We start from the raw sequence: 14,941 nt of genomic DNA, 5'->3' as shown, positions 1-14,941 counted from the left end.
GGGGAAGGAAGCAATCCGAAGACAACTACCCGAGGGTCTGACTTGCTAAGGCATAGGTCTTCGGCCTAGCCGAGCCGCCGTCGGAAAAATCGGCGAGGCATTTGCCCTTCGACATGGTCAGCACCGTGTCGAAGACCGGCATTCCGCTGTGCGACAGGAAGGCGGCGAACTCGCCATTGTCCATGTGCGTGTCGATCCTGAGGAAATATCCCGAATGGTCGGCCACGTGCGGCCTGACGACCGCCAGGGCGTCGGGGTCGCTTCCCGCCACCACCGGCCCTATGACATGGCCCCGTCCGAACGGTCGGCAGAGGGCAAAAGCGGTCAGCTTGTTCCCGTCGAAAAGCCCATAGCCGGCCGATTGCCCGAAGAGCTTTTCAACGAGCGCTGTGCGCCTCACGCCAAATCCCGCCGCGTCCAGCGCGATCGCTGCCGCAACATCGCCCGCGTCCAACGTCCGGACGCTACCGTGCGCCTCCGTCGGCCGGCCCGCTGTCGGCACGCGGGCGATGCCCTGGCATTGATAGACGGTCTTCTCCGGCTGGAAATCGAGGGAGAGATAAAGCCGCCGCGCAGCACGGGTTGCATTGAGGCGCAGATCGCGCCCGGGGATCCTGTCGAAGATCCGCTTCATCAGCCATTGCGCCGCCCCCTGCGTCTGAAGCCGCGGCGAGGTGATGACCATCCCCAAGGTGGCGAAATTGGCGCCGTGCGGGAACCACATGGCCGAACCGAGAGCCCGGCCGATCTCATCGAGCGCCACGAAGCCTTGGCCCGATTCACGCAGGAATTGCCAATCCTCGGCGCGATGCGGCCATCCCACCGACAGGGAGAGCGCGTGCAACCTCTCCAGGTCGACATCTTGGACGTCGCCGATACGCATGGAGAAGGCATCGATTTTCAAGCTCTCGGACGGCTTCACTTCCATGGCCCTGAAAGAACCCTCAAAAATAAAGAACCCTCAAAAATCAACGGGCGAGCAGACCGCTGCCCCGTGCCCGCCAACGCTAGACAAGCAAACCCCACAGGATTTGCTCGAAAGCCGTGCACCAACGCAAGATTCAACTGAAACACTTCCGCTTTCGGCATGCAATCGCGTGGCAACGCACCCATCCTCTGCGGAAATTCACCAGCATGCGGCTCGATGCCGGCAAAACCCTGAATGCCTTGAGGGCTGGAATGGACGTCTTCGACATCCTCGACCGTCTCGTCGCCTTTCCGTCGGTCGCCGGCAAGCCGAACGGCGACATTGCCGGCTGGATCGAGGCTCATCTCACCGAACAAGGCGCGAAGGTCAGCCTGCTCCCAGGGCCAGAGGGCGACCGTTTCAATCTTTTCGCCACCATCGGCCCGGCCGAGGTTCCGGGCTACATCCTATCCGGCCATATGGACGTCGTCCCCGCCGGCGAGCCGCAATGGAGTTCGGCCCCTTTTTCGCTGCGCCGGGAGAGCGAACGGCTCTACGGACGCGGCACCACCGACATGAAGGGGTTTCTCGCCGCCGCGCTCGCCGCCGTGCCTGCGCTTGTGCGGCTGCGCCTCGCCAGACCGATCCACCTCGCCTTCTCCTATGACGAGGAGATCGGGTGCCGGGGCGTGCCGCATTTGATCGCCGGGCTGCCCGAGCTTTGCGCCAAGCCGCTCGGCGTCATCGTCGGCGAGCCGAGCGGCATGCGCGCCGTGCGCGGCCACAAGGGCAAGGCGGCCGCCCGCGTAATCATCAGCGGCCGCTCCGGCCACTCCTCGCGACCGGATCTTGGGCTTAACGCCATCCATGCGATGTCCGATGTGCTGAGCGCCGCCGTGAGTGAAGCGGAGCGGCTGATGCATGGCCCGTCCGACCCAACCTTTGAGCCGGCCTATTCCTCGCTGCAGGCCGGTGTGATCGCAGGCGGCCAGTCGGTCAACATCATCCCCGACAGCTGCACGCTCGACCTGGAGGCGCGCGCAATACCGGGCATCGAACCGGCTGGCTTGCTCACCCCGGTCAAGGCGCGGGCTGAAGCTCTTGCCGCTCAAGGCTATGTTGTTGAATGGAAGCCGATTAGCGCCTATCCGGCGCTGTCGCTGCCGCAAGACTCGGCTCTGGCGGGACTGCTGCGCGAATTGACCGGCGAAGCGCCTTTAGCCGCCGTCAGCTACGGGACGGAGGCCGGACTTTACCAAGGCTCCGGGCTCGATGCGATCATCTGCGGCCCCGGCGATATCGGGCGCGCCCACAAGCCGGACGAATATATTCTCGCCAGCGAGCTCGCCGCCTGCCAGCAGATGATCGAGGCGCTGGGCGCGCGATGCGCGGCCTGAAGGAGCAGCCGGAATGACATTCCTCTTCAATTCCGACGCGCGGCGTGGCGCGATCTTCGCCGAGGCCTTCGCTAAGGAGTTGCCGGACCTCCCCTTCACGATCGATGCCGCTACGGTCGATCCCGACGCAGTGCGCTACCTGATCACCTGGACGGTGCCGGAGAACCTCGACCGCTACACCAACCTCGAAATCCTGTTCTCCATCGGCGCCGGCGTCGATCAGTTCCGCTTCGACGCGGTGCCCGCGCCGGTGAAGATCGTGCGCATGGTCGAGGAGGGCATCGTGCGCATGATGCAGGAGTATGTGACGCTCGCCGTGCTTGCGCTCCACCGCAACTTGCCGGCCTATCTGGCGCAGCAGCACGCCGGAGAATGGCGCGACATCCCTCAGCCTCAAGCCGCGTCGCGCCGGATCGGCGTGCTCGGCCTCGGACAGCTTGGCCAAGCCGTCCTCGACCGGCTGAAACCTTTCGGCTTCCAGCTCTCCGGATGGAGCCGCTCCCCGCGGCGGCTCGAAGGGGTGACCTGTTATCATGGCGAGCTTGGGCTGGAGCAGATGCTGGCGGCCAGTGACATACTGATCTGCCTGCTGCCACTGACCGAGGAGACGCGCGGATTTCTGAACGCCGGCCTGTTCGCGAAACTGCCTGACGGGGCGGCTCTCGTTCATACGGGTCGAGGCCCGCAGCTCGATCACGAAGCGCTTGTCGCCGCGCTCGATAGCGGCCATTTGTCGTCGGCGATGATCGACGTGACCGATCCCGAACCGCTGCCCGCGGGACATCCGTTCTGGTCGCATCCGAAGATCATCCTCACTCCGCACATAGCCAGCGTGACCCAACCCGCGACCGCCGCCCAGGCCGTCATCGACAACATCAAGCGCCACCGCGCCGGGCTCGATCCCATCGGGCTCGTCGACCGGTCGCGCGGTTATTGAAACTCAACTGGAAAGGCCATCCTTTGTCCCTGCTCAAGTCCATCGATATCAACCCGAGCTTTTCGCCCCGCGAATCGACCGCGCTGCCGGAGCGGCTCATTGCCGGCAATCCCGCCTTCAAAACCTGGGCGCAGGACGTGGCCAAGGACGACCTTGTCCATACCGGCGTCTGGGAGGCCACGCCCGGCGAAACGCGCTCGATCAAGGGGGAAACCTTCGAGTTCTGCCATATCCTCGCCGGCGTGGTCGAAATCACGCCCGACGCCGGCGAAACGGTGACCTACCGGGCCGGCGACAGCTTCGTCATGAAGCCGGGCTTCACGGGTGTTTGGAAGACCATCGAGACCGTGCGCAAGATCTACGTCACAGTGGGCTAGCGAGCGCCCGCGCAGGCCCTGACCGCCGCGGAAGATTTTGCCGTCTCTTGTCCCCAGCACGCAACATTCGTCGGCGGCGGATCGCCGAACAGCGCATGCTGCGTGTCGGCACAGGCTAGGCTGAGGCCGATGCTGCCGAGTGGTTGCCCATGAGCCTGAGCTTCGATCCCGATACAATCTCGCTTCCCGTCGGCCACTTCATCGATGGGGAGCTGATTTCGGCCGAGGGTGCGATCGAGATGCGCCGTCCGTCCGACGGCAAGTCCTATGCCGCCTGCCCCGTGGCCGGTGCGGACTTGGTGAACCGGGCGGTGGAAAGTGCCAAAGCGGCGCTGAAAGCCAGCAACTGGGGCGGCGTCCGGCCGCGCGAGCGCACCGGGGCGCTCCACGCCTGGGCCGATCTGATGGAAGCGGAAGCCGAAACGCTCGCCAGGATCGAGGCGCTGTCCTCGACCCGGCCCGTGGGCCAGCTCGCCGCCGGCGACATCGCCGTGACCGCCGAGCAGATCCGCTTCTTTGCCGAGTTCGCCGATAAGGAAGGCAGCGAACTCGCGCCGACCGACGACGCCAGTTTCGGCATGATCATGAGCGAACCCTATGGCGTCGTGGCCGCGATCACGCCCTGGAATTTTCCGATCTCGATGGCCGGCTGGAAACTCGGCCCGGCGCTGGCTGCGGGCAATGCAGTCGTGCTGAAGCCTTCGGAAATGACGCCGTTCTCGACCGTCTATTTGGCGCAGCTCGCCGTCAGAGCCGGCCTGCCGGCAGGACTTGTCAACGTGGTGCTCGGCGACGGTCCCACGACCGGCACGGCGTTGACTGGCCATCCCGAGATCGCCAAGGTCAGCTTCACCGGTTCGACCCGCGCCGGCTCGGCGATCATGGAGAACGTCGCCCGCACCGGCGTCAAGCCTATGACGCTGGAGCTCGGCGGCAAGAGCCCGCAGCTCGTCTTTGCCGATGCCGATCTCGATAAGGCGGCAGCAGCAATCGCCGGCAGCGTCACCTTCAATGCCGGCCAGGCCTGCGTGGCCGGCACGCGCCTGATCGTCGAGAAGAGTGTGGCCGGCAGGCTGACGGCCTCGATTCTGGAAAAGATGAAGGCGGTGAGGTCCGGCCCGACCTGGGACGAGACCACGCAGTATTCGCCGATCATCTCGGAACGGCAGCGGGGACGTGTCGACGCCATCGTGCGGGCCGCGGTCGAGGCTGGCGGCGAATGCCTGACGGGCGGCACCTTTATGGACAGCCCCGGCTATTTCTACGAGCCGACGCTGATCGCCAATGTCGACCAGGCCAATCCGGCGATCGTCGAGGAAATCTTCGGCCCGGTCCTGACGGTCCAGACCTTCGAGACCGAAGACGAGGCGCTGGCGCTGTCCAGCCATCCGACCTACGGACTGGCTTCCGGCCTGTTCACCGCCGATCTGTCTCGCACGATCCGTCTCGCGCGCAAGCTCGAAGCGGGCACCGTGTGGGTCAACCGCTACAGCCGCTCGCGCGACCACATCCTGCCGACCGGCGGCTACAAGCGCTCCGGCATCGGCAAGGACCTTGGCCGCGAGGCCTATCTCGCCAACCGCAGGACCAAGAGCGTCCTGATCAGCCTGTGAAGAGATGCCGATGAAGACCTACTCGATCGCCCTGATCCCCGGTGATGGCATCGGTCGCGATGTGACCGCCGCCGCCTGGACGGTGCTGGAAACCGTGGCGAAGCACTCCGGCTTTGCCCTGACTGGGACCGAGTTTCCATGGTCCTGTCGTTTCTTCAAGGAAACCGGTCGCATGATGCCCGAGAACGGCATCGAGACCTTGCGCCGCTTCGACGCCATCCTGCTCGGGGCCGTCGGCTGGCCGACGGAGGTGCCGGATTCCGTTTCTCTCCACGGGCTGCTGCTGCCGATCCGCAAGGCATTCGTGCAATACGCCAATATCCGGCCGCACCGGCTGCTGCCGGGTGTGAGGGGGCCGCTGCGAGCCGAGAGCTTCGATATTCTGTGCATCCGCGAAAACACCGAAGGCGAATATTCCGGCGCCGGCGGGCGTGTGCATCAAGGCACGCTGGACGAGGTCGCGGTGGAAACCTCGATCTTCACCCGGGCCGGGGTCGAGCGCATCCTGCGCTTCGGCTTCGAGCAGGCACGGGCGCGGCGCGGCAGGCTGGCTTCCGTCACCAAGTCCAACGCGCAGAAATATTCGATGGTGTTCTGGGACGAGATCACGCGCAAGCTGGCCGCCGACTATCCGGACGTCGACGTGACCAGCTATCATGTCGACGCACTCGCTGCGCGCATGATCATGGATCCGCAGAGCCTCGACGTGGTCGTCGCTTCCAATCTCTTCGGCGACATACTGACGGATATCGGCGCGGCGATCCAGGGCGGGCTCGGCTACGCAGCTTCCGCCAACATCAACCCCGACCGCTCGGCGCCGTCCATGTTCGAGCCGGTGCACGGCTCCGCGCCCGACATCGCCCACCTCGGCATCGCCAACCCGATCGCCGCCATATGGTCGGGCGCAATGATGCTTGAACATCTGGGCCAAAAGGACGCAGCCGGCCGCGTCATGAACGCGATCGAAGCGACAACGGCGCGAGGGGTGGGAACCACGGCCGGCAAAGATCGTACGGACGCCATCACATCCGCCGTTGTCGCGGCGCTCACCTGATTTGCGAGGTCGTTTTCGATGAAAAGCCTGAAAGACAAAACTCTCTTCCGCGAGGCCGGTCTGATCGGCGGCAGATGGGTCGCGGCAGGTTCCGGCAGAACGGTCGATGTGATCGATCCGGCAACACAGTTATCAATCGGCACAGTGCCCGACATGGCCGGCCCGGAGGCCGGCGCGGCCATAGAGGCCGCGGCTTCCGCCTATCGGGATTGGAAAAAGAAGACCCACGCCGAACGCGCCGCCCTGCTGGAGGCCTGGCATGGTCTGATGCTTAAGCATCTGGACGATCTCGCGCTGATCCTGACCACGGAACAGGGCAAGCCGCTGGACGAGGCCAAAGGCGAGATCCGCTACGGAGCGTCCTTCGTCAAATGGTTCGCCGAGGAGGCGCGCCGGATCAATGGCCACACCATCCCCTCGCCTACATCAGACCGCCGCATCATCGTCCTGAAGGAACCCGTCGGCGTGTGCGGCATCATCACGCCTTGGAACTTTCCCAATGCGATGATCACCCGCAAGGTTGCGCCGGCGCTGGCCGCCGGCTGCACGGTGGTGATCAAGCCGTCCGAGTTCACGCCCTATTCGGCGTTGGCGCTCGGCGTGCTCGCCGAACGCGCGGGTATTCCCGCCGGCGTCATCAACATCGTCACCGGCATGCCGGCCGAGATCGGCAACGAGATCATGGCGAATGAGACCGTGCGCAAGATCTCCTTCACCGGTTCGACCAGGGTCGGCTCGCTGCTGATGCGCGGAGCGGCCGACAGCGTGAAAAGGCTCAGCCTCGAGCTCGGCGGCAACGCGCCCTTCATCGTCTTCGACGACGCCGACCTCGACCTCGCCGTCGAGGGGGCGCTGGCGTCGAAGTTCCGCAATGGCGGCCAGACCTGCGTGTGCGCCAACCGCATTCTCGTCCAGGCCGGAGTCTATGACGCCTTCTCCGCCAAGCTCAGCGCCCGCGTCAATGCGTTGACGGTGGGACCGGGCACGCAGCCCGGTGTCGCCATCGGCCCAATGATCAACATGGCGGCGGTCGAGAAAATCAATCGGCACGTCGAGGACGCGCTTGCCAAAGGCGCGACGATCGTCACCGAGAAGCCGGTGCTGCCGGAGGGTCCTCAATATGTCGCGCCGCTGGTGCTGGCCGGTGCGACAAACGAAATGGAACTCGCCAGCGAGGAGACTTTCGGTCCCGTCGCACCGCTTTTCCGTTTCGAGACGGAAGAGGAAGCGGTCGCGCTTGCCAACGGCACACCTTACGGGCTTGCCTCCTACTTTTACACCGAGAACCTGAAGCGCGCCTGGCGCGTCGGCGAGGCGCTGGAGTTCGGCATGGTGGGTCTGAACACCGGCTCGGTTTCGATGGAGATAGCCCCCTTCGGCGGCGTCAAGCAGTCCGGCCTCGGGCGCGAGGGCGCGCAGGCCGGCATCGAGGAATATCTGGAACTGAAGAGCTTCCACATGGGCGGGCTGGGTTAAACCCCAGCCCCGATCACTGGATCCGGTCGAGCGCCTTGTAGTAGAGACCGACCATCGGCAGGAACCAGGGCTTGCCGGAATAGCCGGGAATGGCAGGCCACTCGAGCCCCTTCATCGGATTGCGGTCCGCGCGACCAAGCATGGCATCGGCCATGATCATGCCGAGATGGGTGGAAAGCTGCGCGCCGTGGCCGGAATAGCCCATCGCGTACCAGACCCCGTCATGGTAGCCGGCCCGCGGGAAGCGGTCCTTGGTCATGTCGACCAGCCCGCCCCAACAGTAATCGATCTCGACCCTGGCGAGCTGCGGGAAGATCGCCGCGAGGCTCGCCCGCAATATCTGGCCGCTCTTGGCATCGGAGCGCTGGTCCGATGTCGCCGAAAAGCGTGCGCGGCCGCCGAAGATCAGGCGCTTGTCGGGCGCAAGCCGGAAGTAGTTGCCGATGTTCATCGAGGTCACGCATGTCCGGTTGCCGGGCATCGTCGCGGCGATCTCGGCGTCGCTCAGCGGTCGCGTGGCGATGATGAAGCTGCCGACGGAAATGATCCTGCGGCGAAAATAGCCGAAATTCGGCGTGGTGTAGGCGCCGGTCGCCACCAGCACATTGTCGGCGCTGATGCGGCCGCGGGAGGTGGTCAGCTGATGCCGCGTGCCCGACTGCCTATGATCCGTCACCGCCGCATTCTCGTGGATGACGGCGCCATGGCGAACCGCGGCCGTCGCCAGCCCGGCCACGTAGCGGCCCATATGCATCATGGCGCTCTTCTTCGACAGCATCGCGCCATGGAAGGGCGAGCCGATCTCGGATTTGAGATCGTTCGGCGACAGCAGCGCCGTATCCGGATCCACCTCGGCATGGACGGCCTCGAAGTTACGGGCGATCGCTTCGAAATGCTGCGGCTTGGAGGCGAGCTTCAGCTTGCCGGAGCGGCGGAAGTTGCAGTCGATACCCTCCTCGGCGACCAGCGCCTCGATCGTGTCGACGGAATCGTCCAGCGCCCGGTAGAGCGCGATCGCGCGCTCCTTGCCGAGTTCCGCCTTGGCCGAAAGATAGCTGTGGGCGAGGCCGTTGTTCAGGTGCCCGCCATTGCGTCCCGACGCACCCCAGCCGACCCGCTCCGCCTCCAGCACCGCCACCTTGGCGCCGGCCTTCGCCAGTTGGCGGGCGGCGGCGAGGCCGGTGAAGCCGCCGCCGATGATGGCGGCGTCGTAGTGTCCCTCGACCGGGCCTTGCGCCCCGCCGGAAAAAACTGGAGCGGTGTCGTGCCAGTAGGAGACCAGCTTCATTTGCAATCCGTCAGTTTCAAAGCCCGACCACGCCCGGAAGACCGGAAATGTCGGCGATCTCGACATAGCCGTAATAGGGGTTGGCCGGCTCGTGGCCGCGATTGACCCAGACCTTGTTCTTGATCCCGAGATCATGCGCCGACATCAGGTCGTAGCGGAACGAGGACGAGCAGTGAAGAACATCCTCCGGGCCACAGCCCAGCCTATCGAACATATATTCGAAAGCCTTGAAGCGTGGCTTGTAGGCCTGCGCCTGTTCGGCCGTGTAGACGGCATGGAATGGCGCGCCGAGCTTCTCGACATTGGACATGATCTGCGCGTTCATGGCGTTGGAGAGGATGACCAGCGGAATTTCCTTGGCAACCTTCGCCAGGCCAGCTGGAACGTCCGCGTGGGGTCCCCAGGTCGGGACACGCTCATAGACCATCGTGGCGTCGTCCGGGCTGAAGGCAACGCCGTTGCGCTTGCAGGCGCGCTCGAGCGCGTTGTGGACGACGTCGGCATAGGGCTTCCAGTCGCCCAGGATCTCGTCGAGCCGGTAAGCCGCGAAGTTCTTGATGAACGCCTGCATGCGCGGCTCGTCGAGTCGGCTGCCATAGAGGTCACGCGCCGCCTCCGCCATCTGGAAATTGGTCAACGTGCCGTAGCAGTCGAAGGTGATGTATTTGGGCCTGAAAGAAGCCATATCCGTCGATCTCCGGTGGAAGCACATCCGCGTTGGGACGTCTTTCATCATAGGCCGGCAGGAAGCGACCTACCTGACCGAAAAGCGCCTGCCGAAAGCAGAAAGTTCCGTATCCGCGGTTCCGTTTGGCACGCTGTAGCATCTTGAGCGTCGAAGGATGCCGCCGGTCGAGGCGCTAAACGCATCCAGTTCCATAGGGGCCAGCACAAGATGCGGCGCACGCCCTCAGCAACGGCGAATGATACCGCCGAAGTCGAGACCTTTAGACGATCTGCGGCGCACTGATGATCGAGACTTGGGGTCAGACTGAAAGGTGCGTCATGCAGCAAGGCGAGATCGAACTCCAGGACTTCGGGCCGGATCATATCGAGGGTGCAGTCGCGCTATCTCGGCAGGAGAATTGGCCGCATCGCCCGCAGGATTGGCAGATGGCGCTGCAGCTTTCGAGCGGCGCGGTTGCGCTCGACGACCAGGGCCGGGTCGCCGGGACAATCCTGGTAACGGCTTACGGCGCCGATTGCGCCATGATCAACATGGTGATCGTCGACAGGAACGCGCGAGGCAAAGGGCTCGGGCGCCGGCTCATGGAACAGGCCTTCGCCCTTGCCGGCGACCGTCCGCTGCGGCTCGTCGCCACGACCGACGGCATGCCTCTTTATGAGAAGCTTGGCTTCGTGCCCTCGGGCACGATTCTTCAGCATCAGGGCCAGGTGGCAGCGCTTGAGGCTTCCGACGGTGTGGAAGCCGCGGGCGCGCACCATCTGCCGGAAATCAAGGCCCTGGACCGTGACGCCTACGGCGCCGACCGTGAAGCTTTGATCGATGCGCTGGCCGAGCGGGGTGAATTCGCCGTCATCCGCCGCAGTGGCGTCATCGCGGCCTATGCCGCAATCCGCCCGTTCGGACGCGGCGAGGTGATCGGCCCCGTCATCGCCGGAAATGCAGACGACGCCAAGGCCCTGATCAGCTTTTTCGCCGCGTCTCGCCCTGGCGCTTTCCTGCGCGTGGATACCGAAAGCAGGACCGGCATCGCCGGCTGGCTCGGAGAAATCGGCCTCGCTCATGTCGGCGGCGGCGTCGCTATGGACCGTCCGGCCAAGAATGGGGCCGAACAGGCCAGGCCAAAAGTTTACGCCCTCGCCAACCAGGCGCTCGGATAGCCCGGAGGACAACAATGCTCGCCAATTCCCTGATCGAACTCGACCGCGCCCATCTCATCCATCCGGTCGCCTCATATCGCGGCCATGAGGCGCTCGGCGTGCGGGTGCTGAAATCGGCGAAGGGCGCTACCGTGACCGATGCGTCCGGCCGGCAACTTCTCGACGGCTTCGCCGGACTGTGGTGCGTCAATGCCGGCTATGGTCACGACAGCATCGTCGAAGCAGCGGCCCGGCAGATGCGCGAGTTGCCCTACGCCACCGCCTATTTCGATCTCGGCTCGGAGCCCGCCATCCGGCTCGCCTCGGAGCTGGCCGACCGGGCGCCCGGGGATCTCAATCACGTCTATTTCACTCTCGGGGGATCGGACGCGGTCGACAGCACGATCCGGTTCGTCCGCTACTACTGGAACGCCAGAGGCGAGCCTGAACGCGACCAGTTTATTTCCATTGAGCAGGGTTATCACGGATCGTCGGTGGTCGGCGCGGGCCTGACCGCCCTGCCCGCCTTTCATGCCGGTTTCGGCATTCCGTTCGAATGGCAGCACAAGATCCCCTCGCCCTATCCCTATCGCAATCCGGTTGGCGATGACCCGAACGCGATCATCGCCGCATCGCTCGCCGCGCTGAAGGCGAAGATCGAGGAGATCGGGCCGGAGCGGGTCGCCGCCTTCTACGCCGAGCCGATCCAGGGCTCGGGTGGCGTTATCGTCCCGCCGAAAGGCTGGATCAAGGCGATGCGAGAACTCTGCCGTGAATACGGCATCCTGTTCATCGCCGACGAGGTGATCACCGGTTTCGGCCGCACCGGCCCCCTGTTTGCCTGCACGGAGGAGGATATCGTTCCCGACTTCATGACCACCGCGAAGGGCCTGACCTCGGGCTATGTGCCAATGGGCGCTGTCTTCATGGCCGATCATGTCTATAACGTCATCGCCGATGGCGCAGGCGCCTCGGCGGTCGGCCACGGCTACACCTATTCCGCCCATCCGGTCAGCGCCGCCGTCGCGCTCGAGGTGCTGAAGCTCTATGAGGAAGGCCTTCTGGAGAACGGCGCCAGGGCCGGCGCGCGCTTGATGGCGGGCCTGTCTGCCTTGAGCGATCACCCACTGGTCGGCGATGTGCGGGGTCGCGGCATGCTCGCCGCGATCGAACTGGTGGTCGACAAAAAGAAGAAAACGCCGCTTCCAGCCTCGGCCATGCCGGCGCGGCGCGTCTTCGACAGGGCGTGGGACAATGGCCTGATCATCCGCGCCTTCGCGCATGGGGTTATCGGCTACGCCCCGCCGCTCTGCTGCACCGACGGCGACATCGATGCGATCATCGAGCGCACGCGCCGGACGCTGGACCAGACGCTGGACGACGCCGATGTCCGCCGGGCGCTTGCATGAAGGGCGACGCATTTTTCGCATCTCGAAATATCGCCGCGGCAGACGATTTCGCAATTTTGTGCCGCTACCTCGCGCCTTTTCGGCGAATCCAGCGCGGGGGAAGTGCCAGACTGCTTTTTAAGACAAGGCCAGAAAGCCCGGATTTCCGGGCTTTTGAAAAGGCCGACGCCCCGGACAGCACGGAATTTTGTTCTGTTCAGCATCAGTAATTCGGCCGCGCGCAGAGGAGAGCCAGTCTTGGCCAGGGGCTTTAGCGAATTCAAATACATGACCTTCGATGTGGTCGGCACGCTGATCGACTTCGAAGGCGGCATAACAACCTGCCTGGCCGGGATCGCTGCGGAGGCCGGTGTCTCAATCGACGGCGAAGAAGCGCTGGCCCTTTACCGGCAGGCCCGCTACATGCCCGATGCGAACCTGTTCCCCGACGATCTCGCGCGTGTCTACACAGTCATCGCACCGCGGCTCGGCCTGCCGGCCGAGGAGAAATACGGCGCCCGCCTGCGGGATTCGGCCAGCGTCTGGCGAGGCTTCTCCGACAGCAAGGCGGCGCTGGCCGACCTTGCGACGTCCCATAAGCTGATTGCCATGACCAATGCCCGGCGCTCCATTTCGAGAAGCAGCTCGGATCGCCCTTTTTTGCCACCTTCACCGCCGACGATACCGGCACGGAAAAACCGGATCCCGCCTTTTTCCAGAAGGTCTTCGATTTCGTGGCGTCGCGCGGCGACAGCAAGGACGACATCCTGCACGTCGCACAAAGCCAGCATCACGACATCGGCATATCCCGGGCGCTCGGCATGACCAACTGCTGGATCGAGCGCCGTCATGCCCAGAAGGGCTATGGCGGCACGATCGAGCCCGAGCGCTTCACCGTGCCGGACTACCACTTCACCTCGATGGCCGCGTTTGCGGCGGCCGTGCGGGAGAGCATGAAAGAACGAACCTGAACCCAAGCCCGGAAAAGCCGCAGCAAGACGCGCGTCCTGACCAACCAACGAAAGGGGAATGACATGACCGACAAGATCACCAACTGGACCGGAGCAGACGATGCGATGGTCGAAAACGCCATCCGGCGAGGCGCGAGCCGCCGCGAACTCCTCAAAATGCTGCTGGCGGGCGGCGCCGCGGTTGCCGCGGGCGGCGTTGTGCTTGGCCGTGCCACGCAGGCCGTCGCCGCCACGCCGGTCTCCGGCGGAAATTTCAAGGCGGCCGGCTGGTCGTCATCGACGGCCGACACGCTCGATCCGGCAAAGGCATCGCTCTCCACGGACTATGTCCGCTGCTGCTCGCTCTATAACCGTCTGACCTTCCTCGACAAGGATGGCAAGACGCAGATGGAACTGGCCGAAAGCATCGACAGCAAAGACGCAAAGACCTGGACGGTGAAGCTGCGCAAGGGCGTCACCTTCCACGACGGCAAGGACCTGACGGCTGACGACGTCGTCTTCTCGCTCAAGCGCCATCTCGACAAGGCGGTCGGCTCCAAGGTCGCCAAGATCGCCGCACAGATGACCGGCTTCAAGGCGGTCGACAAATCGACGGTCGAAATCACCCTGGCCGATCCGAATGCCGACCTTCCGACCATCCTGGCGCTGCACCACTTCATGATCGTGGCCGACGGCACCACCGACTTCTCCAAGGGCAACGGCACAGGCGCCTTCGTGCTGCAGACGTTCGAACCGGGCGTCCGTTCGGTCGTCACCAAGAACAAGAACTACTGGAAGTCGGGCAAGCCCTATCTCGACTCCTTCGAATTCATCGCCATCAGCGACGACAGCGCCCGGGTCAACGCCCTGCTTTCCGGCGATATCAATTTTGCTGCCGCGATCAATCCGCGCGCAATGAAGCTGCTGCAGAGCCAGCAGGGTTTCGAACTGTCGAAGACGACCTCGGGGAACTATACGGACCTCAACATCCGGCTCGACATGGATCCGGGCAGCAAGGCCGATTTCGTGACCGGCATGAAATACCTCGTCAACCGCGAGCAGATCGTGAAATCGGCATTGCGCGGCCTCGGCGAAATCGGCAACGACCAGCCCGTCTCGCCGGCGAACATCTTCCACAATGCGGACCTCAAGCCGAAGGCTTTCGATCCGGACAAGGCGAAGTTCCACTTCAAGAAGGCGGGCCTGCTCGGCCAGTCCATTCCGGTGGTCGCCTCGGACGCCGCGACCTCGTCGATCGACATGGCGGTCATCATCCAGGCCGCCGGCGCGGAAATCGGCATGAAGCTCGACGTTCAGCGGGTCCCATCCGACGGCTACTGGGACAATTACTGGCTCAAGGCGCCTGTCCATTTCGGCAACATCAATCCGCGCCCGACGCCGGACATCCTGTTCTCGCTGCTTTACGCCTCCAACGCGCCCTGGAACGAAAGCCAGTACAAGTCCGAGAAGTTCGACAAGCTGCTCGTCGAGGCGCGCGGCCTGCTCGACCAGGCCAAGCGCAAGGAGATCTACGGGCAGATGCAGACCATGATCTCCGAGGAAGCAGGCACCATCATCCCGGCTTACATCTCCAACGTCGATGCCCTTTCCAGCAAGGTGAAGGGTTTGGAGGCGAACCCGCTCGGTGGCATGATGGGGTACGCAATGGCGGAATACCTCTGGCTCGAAGCCTGAGAGGCGCCTGCAGGGGACCGGTCAGCCGGTCCCCT

At 64.3% G+C, this 14,941-nt stretch carries 12 protein-coding genes and 1 pseudogene; 10 read left to right on the top strand and 3 right to left on the bottom strand.

Going from position 1 to position 14,941, the window contains the following annotated elements; translation table 11 throughout:
* Positions 1 to 25 precede the first annotated feature (25 nt).
* Positions 26 to 928 (bottom strand): GNAT family N-acetyltransferase, encoded by a 903-nt coding sequence (locus A9K66_RS20465; RefSeq protein ID WP_067327482.1) that lies wholly within the window; start codon positions 926 to 928, stop codon positions 26 to 28.
* A 251-nt stretch (positions 929 to 1,179) separates the two neighbouring features.
* On the opposite strand from A9K66_RS20465, the gene argE reads away from it, so the two are divergent.
* The 6 genes from argE to A9K66_RS20435 all read left to right on the top strand — a co-directional run bounded on the left by argE (position 1,180) and on the right by A9K66_RS20435 (position 7,761).
* The gene (gene argE / locus A9K66_RS20460) at positions 1,180 to 2,304 is read left to right on the top strand and encodes an acetylornithine deacetylase (protein ID WP_067328001.1); all 1,125 of its coding nucleotides are present in this window, start codon (positions 1,180 to 1,182) and stop codon (positions 2,302 to 2,304) included.
* A 13-nt stretch (positions 2,305 to 2,317) separates the two neighbouring features.
* Positions 2,318 to 3,241 carry a glyoxylate/hydroxypyruvate reductase A gene (locus A9K66_RS20455; protein ID WP_067327479.1) on the top strand — a complete coding sequence of 308 codons (924 nt, stop codon included), beginning with the start codon at positions 2,318 to 2,320 and terminating at the stop codon, positions 3,239 to 3,241.
* Positions 3,242 to 3,264: 23 nt separating this feature from the next.
* Complete coding sequence (locus tag A9K66_RS20450) at positions 3,265 to 3,618, top strand: cupin domain-containing protein (RefSeq protein WP_067328000.1); 354 nt, start codon at positions 3,265 to 3,267, stop codon at positions 3,616 to 3,618.
* 149 nt (positions 3,619 to 3,767) lie between these two features.
* Positions 3,768 to 5,231 carry an aldehyde dehydrogenase family protein gene (locus A9K66_RS20445; protein ID WP_067327476.1) on the top strand — a complete coding sequence of 488 codons (1,464 nt, stop codon included), beginning with the start codon at positions 3,768 to 3,770 and terminating at the stop codon, positions 5,229 to 5,231.
* Positions 5,232 to 5,241: 10 nt separating this feature from the next.
* A complete protein-coding gene (locus tag A9K66_RS20440; RefSeq protein ID WP_067327473.1) occupies positions 5,242 to 6,285 on the top strand; it encodes a tartrate dehydrogenase in 1,044 nt (347 codons plus the stop codon).
* A gap of 18 nt (positions 6,286 to 6,303) precedes the next feature.
* Positions 6,304 to 7,761, top strand: a complete 1,458-nt coding sequence (locus A9K66_RS20435; RefSeq protein ID WP_067327470.1) for an NAD-dependent succinate-semialdehyde dehydrogenase — start codon at positions 6,304 to 6,306, stop codon at positions 7,759 to 7,761.
* Positions 7,762 to 7,774: 13 nt separating this feature from the next.
* On the opposite strand, the gene A9K66_RS20430 is transcribed toward A9K66_RS20435, so the two are convergent.
* Entirely contained in the window at positions 7,775 to 9,049 is a 1,275-nt protein-coding gene (locus A9K66_RS20430) for an FAD-binding oxidoreductase (protein ID WP_067327467.1), read from the bottom strand.
* A 16-nt stretch (positions 9,050 to 9,065) separates the two neighbouring features.
* Positions 9,066 to 9,734 carry a haloacid dehalogenase type II gene (locus A9K66_RS20425; protein ID WP_067327464.1) on the bottom strand — a complete coding sequence of 223 codons (669 nt, stop codon included), beginning with the start codon at positions 9,732 to 9,734 and terminating at the stop codon, positions 9,066 to 9,068.
* Between the two features lie 320 nt (positions 9,735 to 10,054).
* On the opposite strand from A9K66_RS20425, the gene A9K66_RS20420 reads away from it, so the two are divergent.
* The 4 genes and pseudogenes from A9K66_RS20420 (at position 10,055) to A9K66_RS20405 (ending at position 14,906) form a co-directional block, all read left to right on the top strand.
* Positions 10,055 to 10,894: a GNAT family N-acetyltransferase gene (locus A9K66_RS20420; protein ID WP_067327461.1), complete on the top strand. Its 840-nt coding sequence runs from the start codon at positions 10,055 to 10,057 to the stop codon at positions 10,892 to 10,894.
* Positions 10,895 to 10,908: 14 nt separating this feature from the next.
* Positions 10,909 to 12,282: an aspartate aminotransferase family protein gene (locus A9K66_RS20415; RefSeq protein ID WP_067327458.1), complete on the top strand. Its 1,374-nt coding sequence runs from the start codon at positions 10,909 to 10,911 to the stop codon at positions 12,280 to 12,282.
* 237 nt (positions 12,283 to 12,519) lie between these two features.
* Positions 12,520 to 13,232: pseudogene (locus tag A9K66_RS20410) on the top strand (HAD-IA family hydrolase).
* A gap of 63 nt (positions 13,233 to 13,295) precedes the next feature.
* The gene (locus A9K66_RS20405) at positions 13,296 to 14,906 is read left to right on the top strand and encodes an ABC transporter substrate-binding protein (RefSeq protein WP_067327454.1); all 1,611 of its coding nucleotides are present in this window, start codon (positions 13,296 to 13,298) and stop codon (positions 14,904 to 14,906) included.
* Positions 14,907 to 14,941: the final 35 nt, after the last annotated feature.

It is taken from the genome of Mesorhizobium sp. AA23 (genome assembly GCF_001672435.1).
In the GTDB taxonomy this organism is placed as follows: domain Bacteria; phylum Pseudomonadota; class Alphaproteobacteria; order Rhizobiales; family Rhizobiaceae; genus Mesorhizobium.
This window is presented reverse-complemented; position numbering and strand designations above follow the sequence as displayed.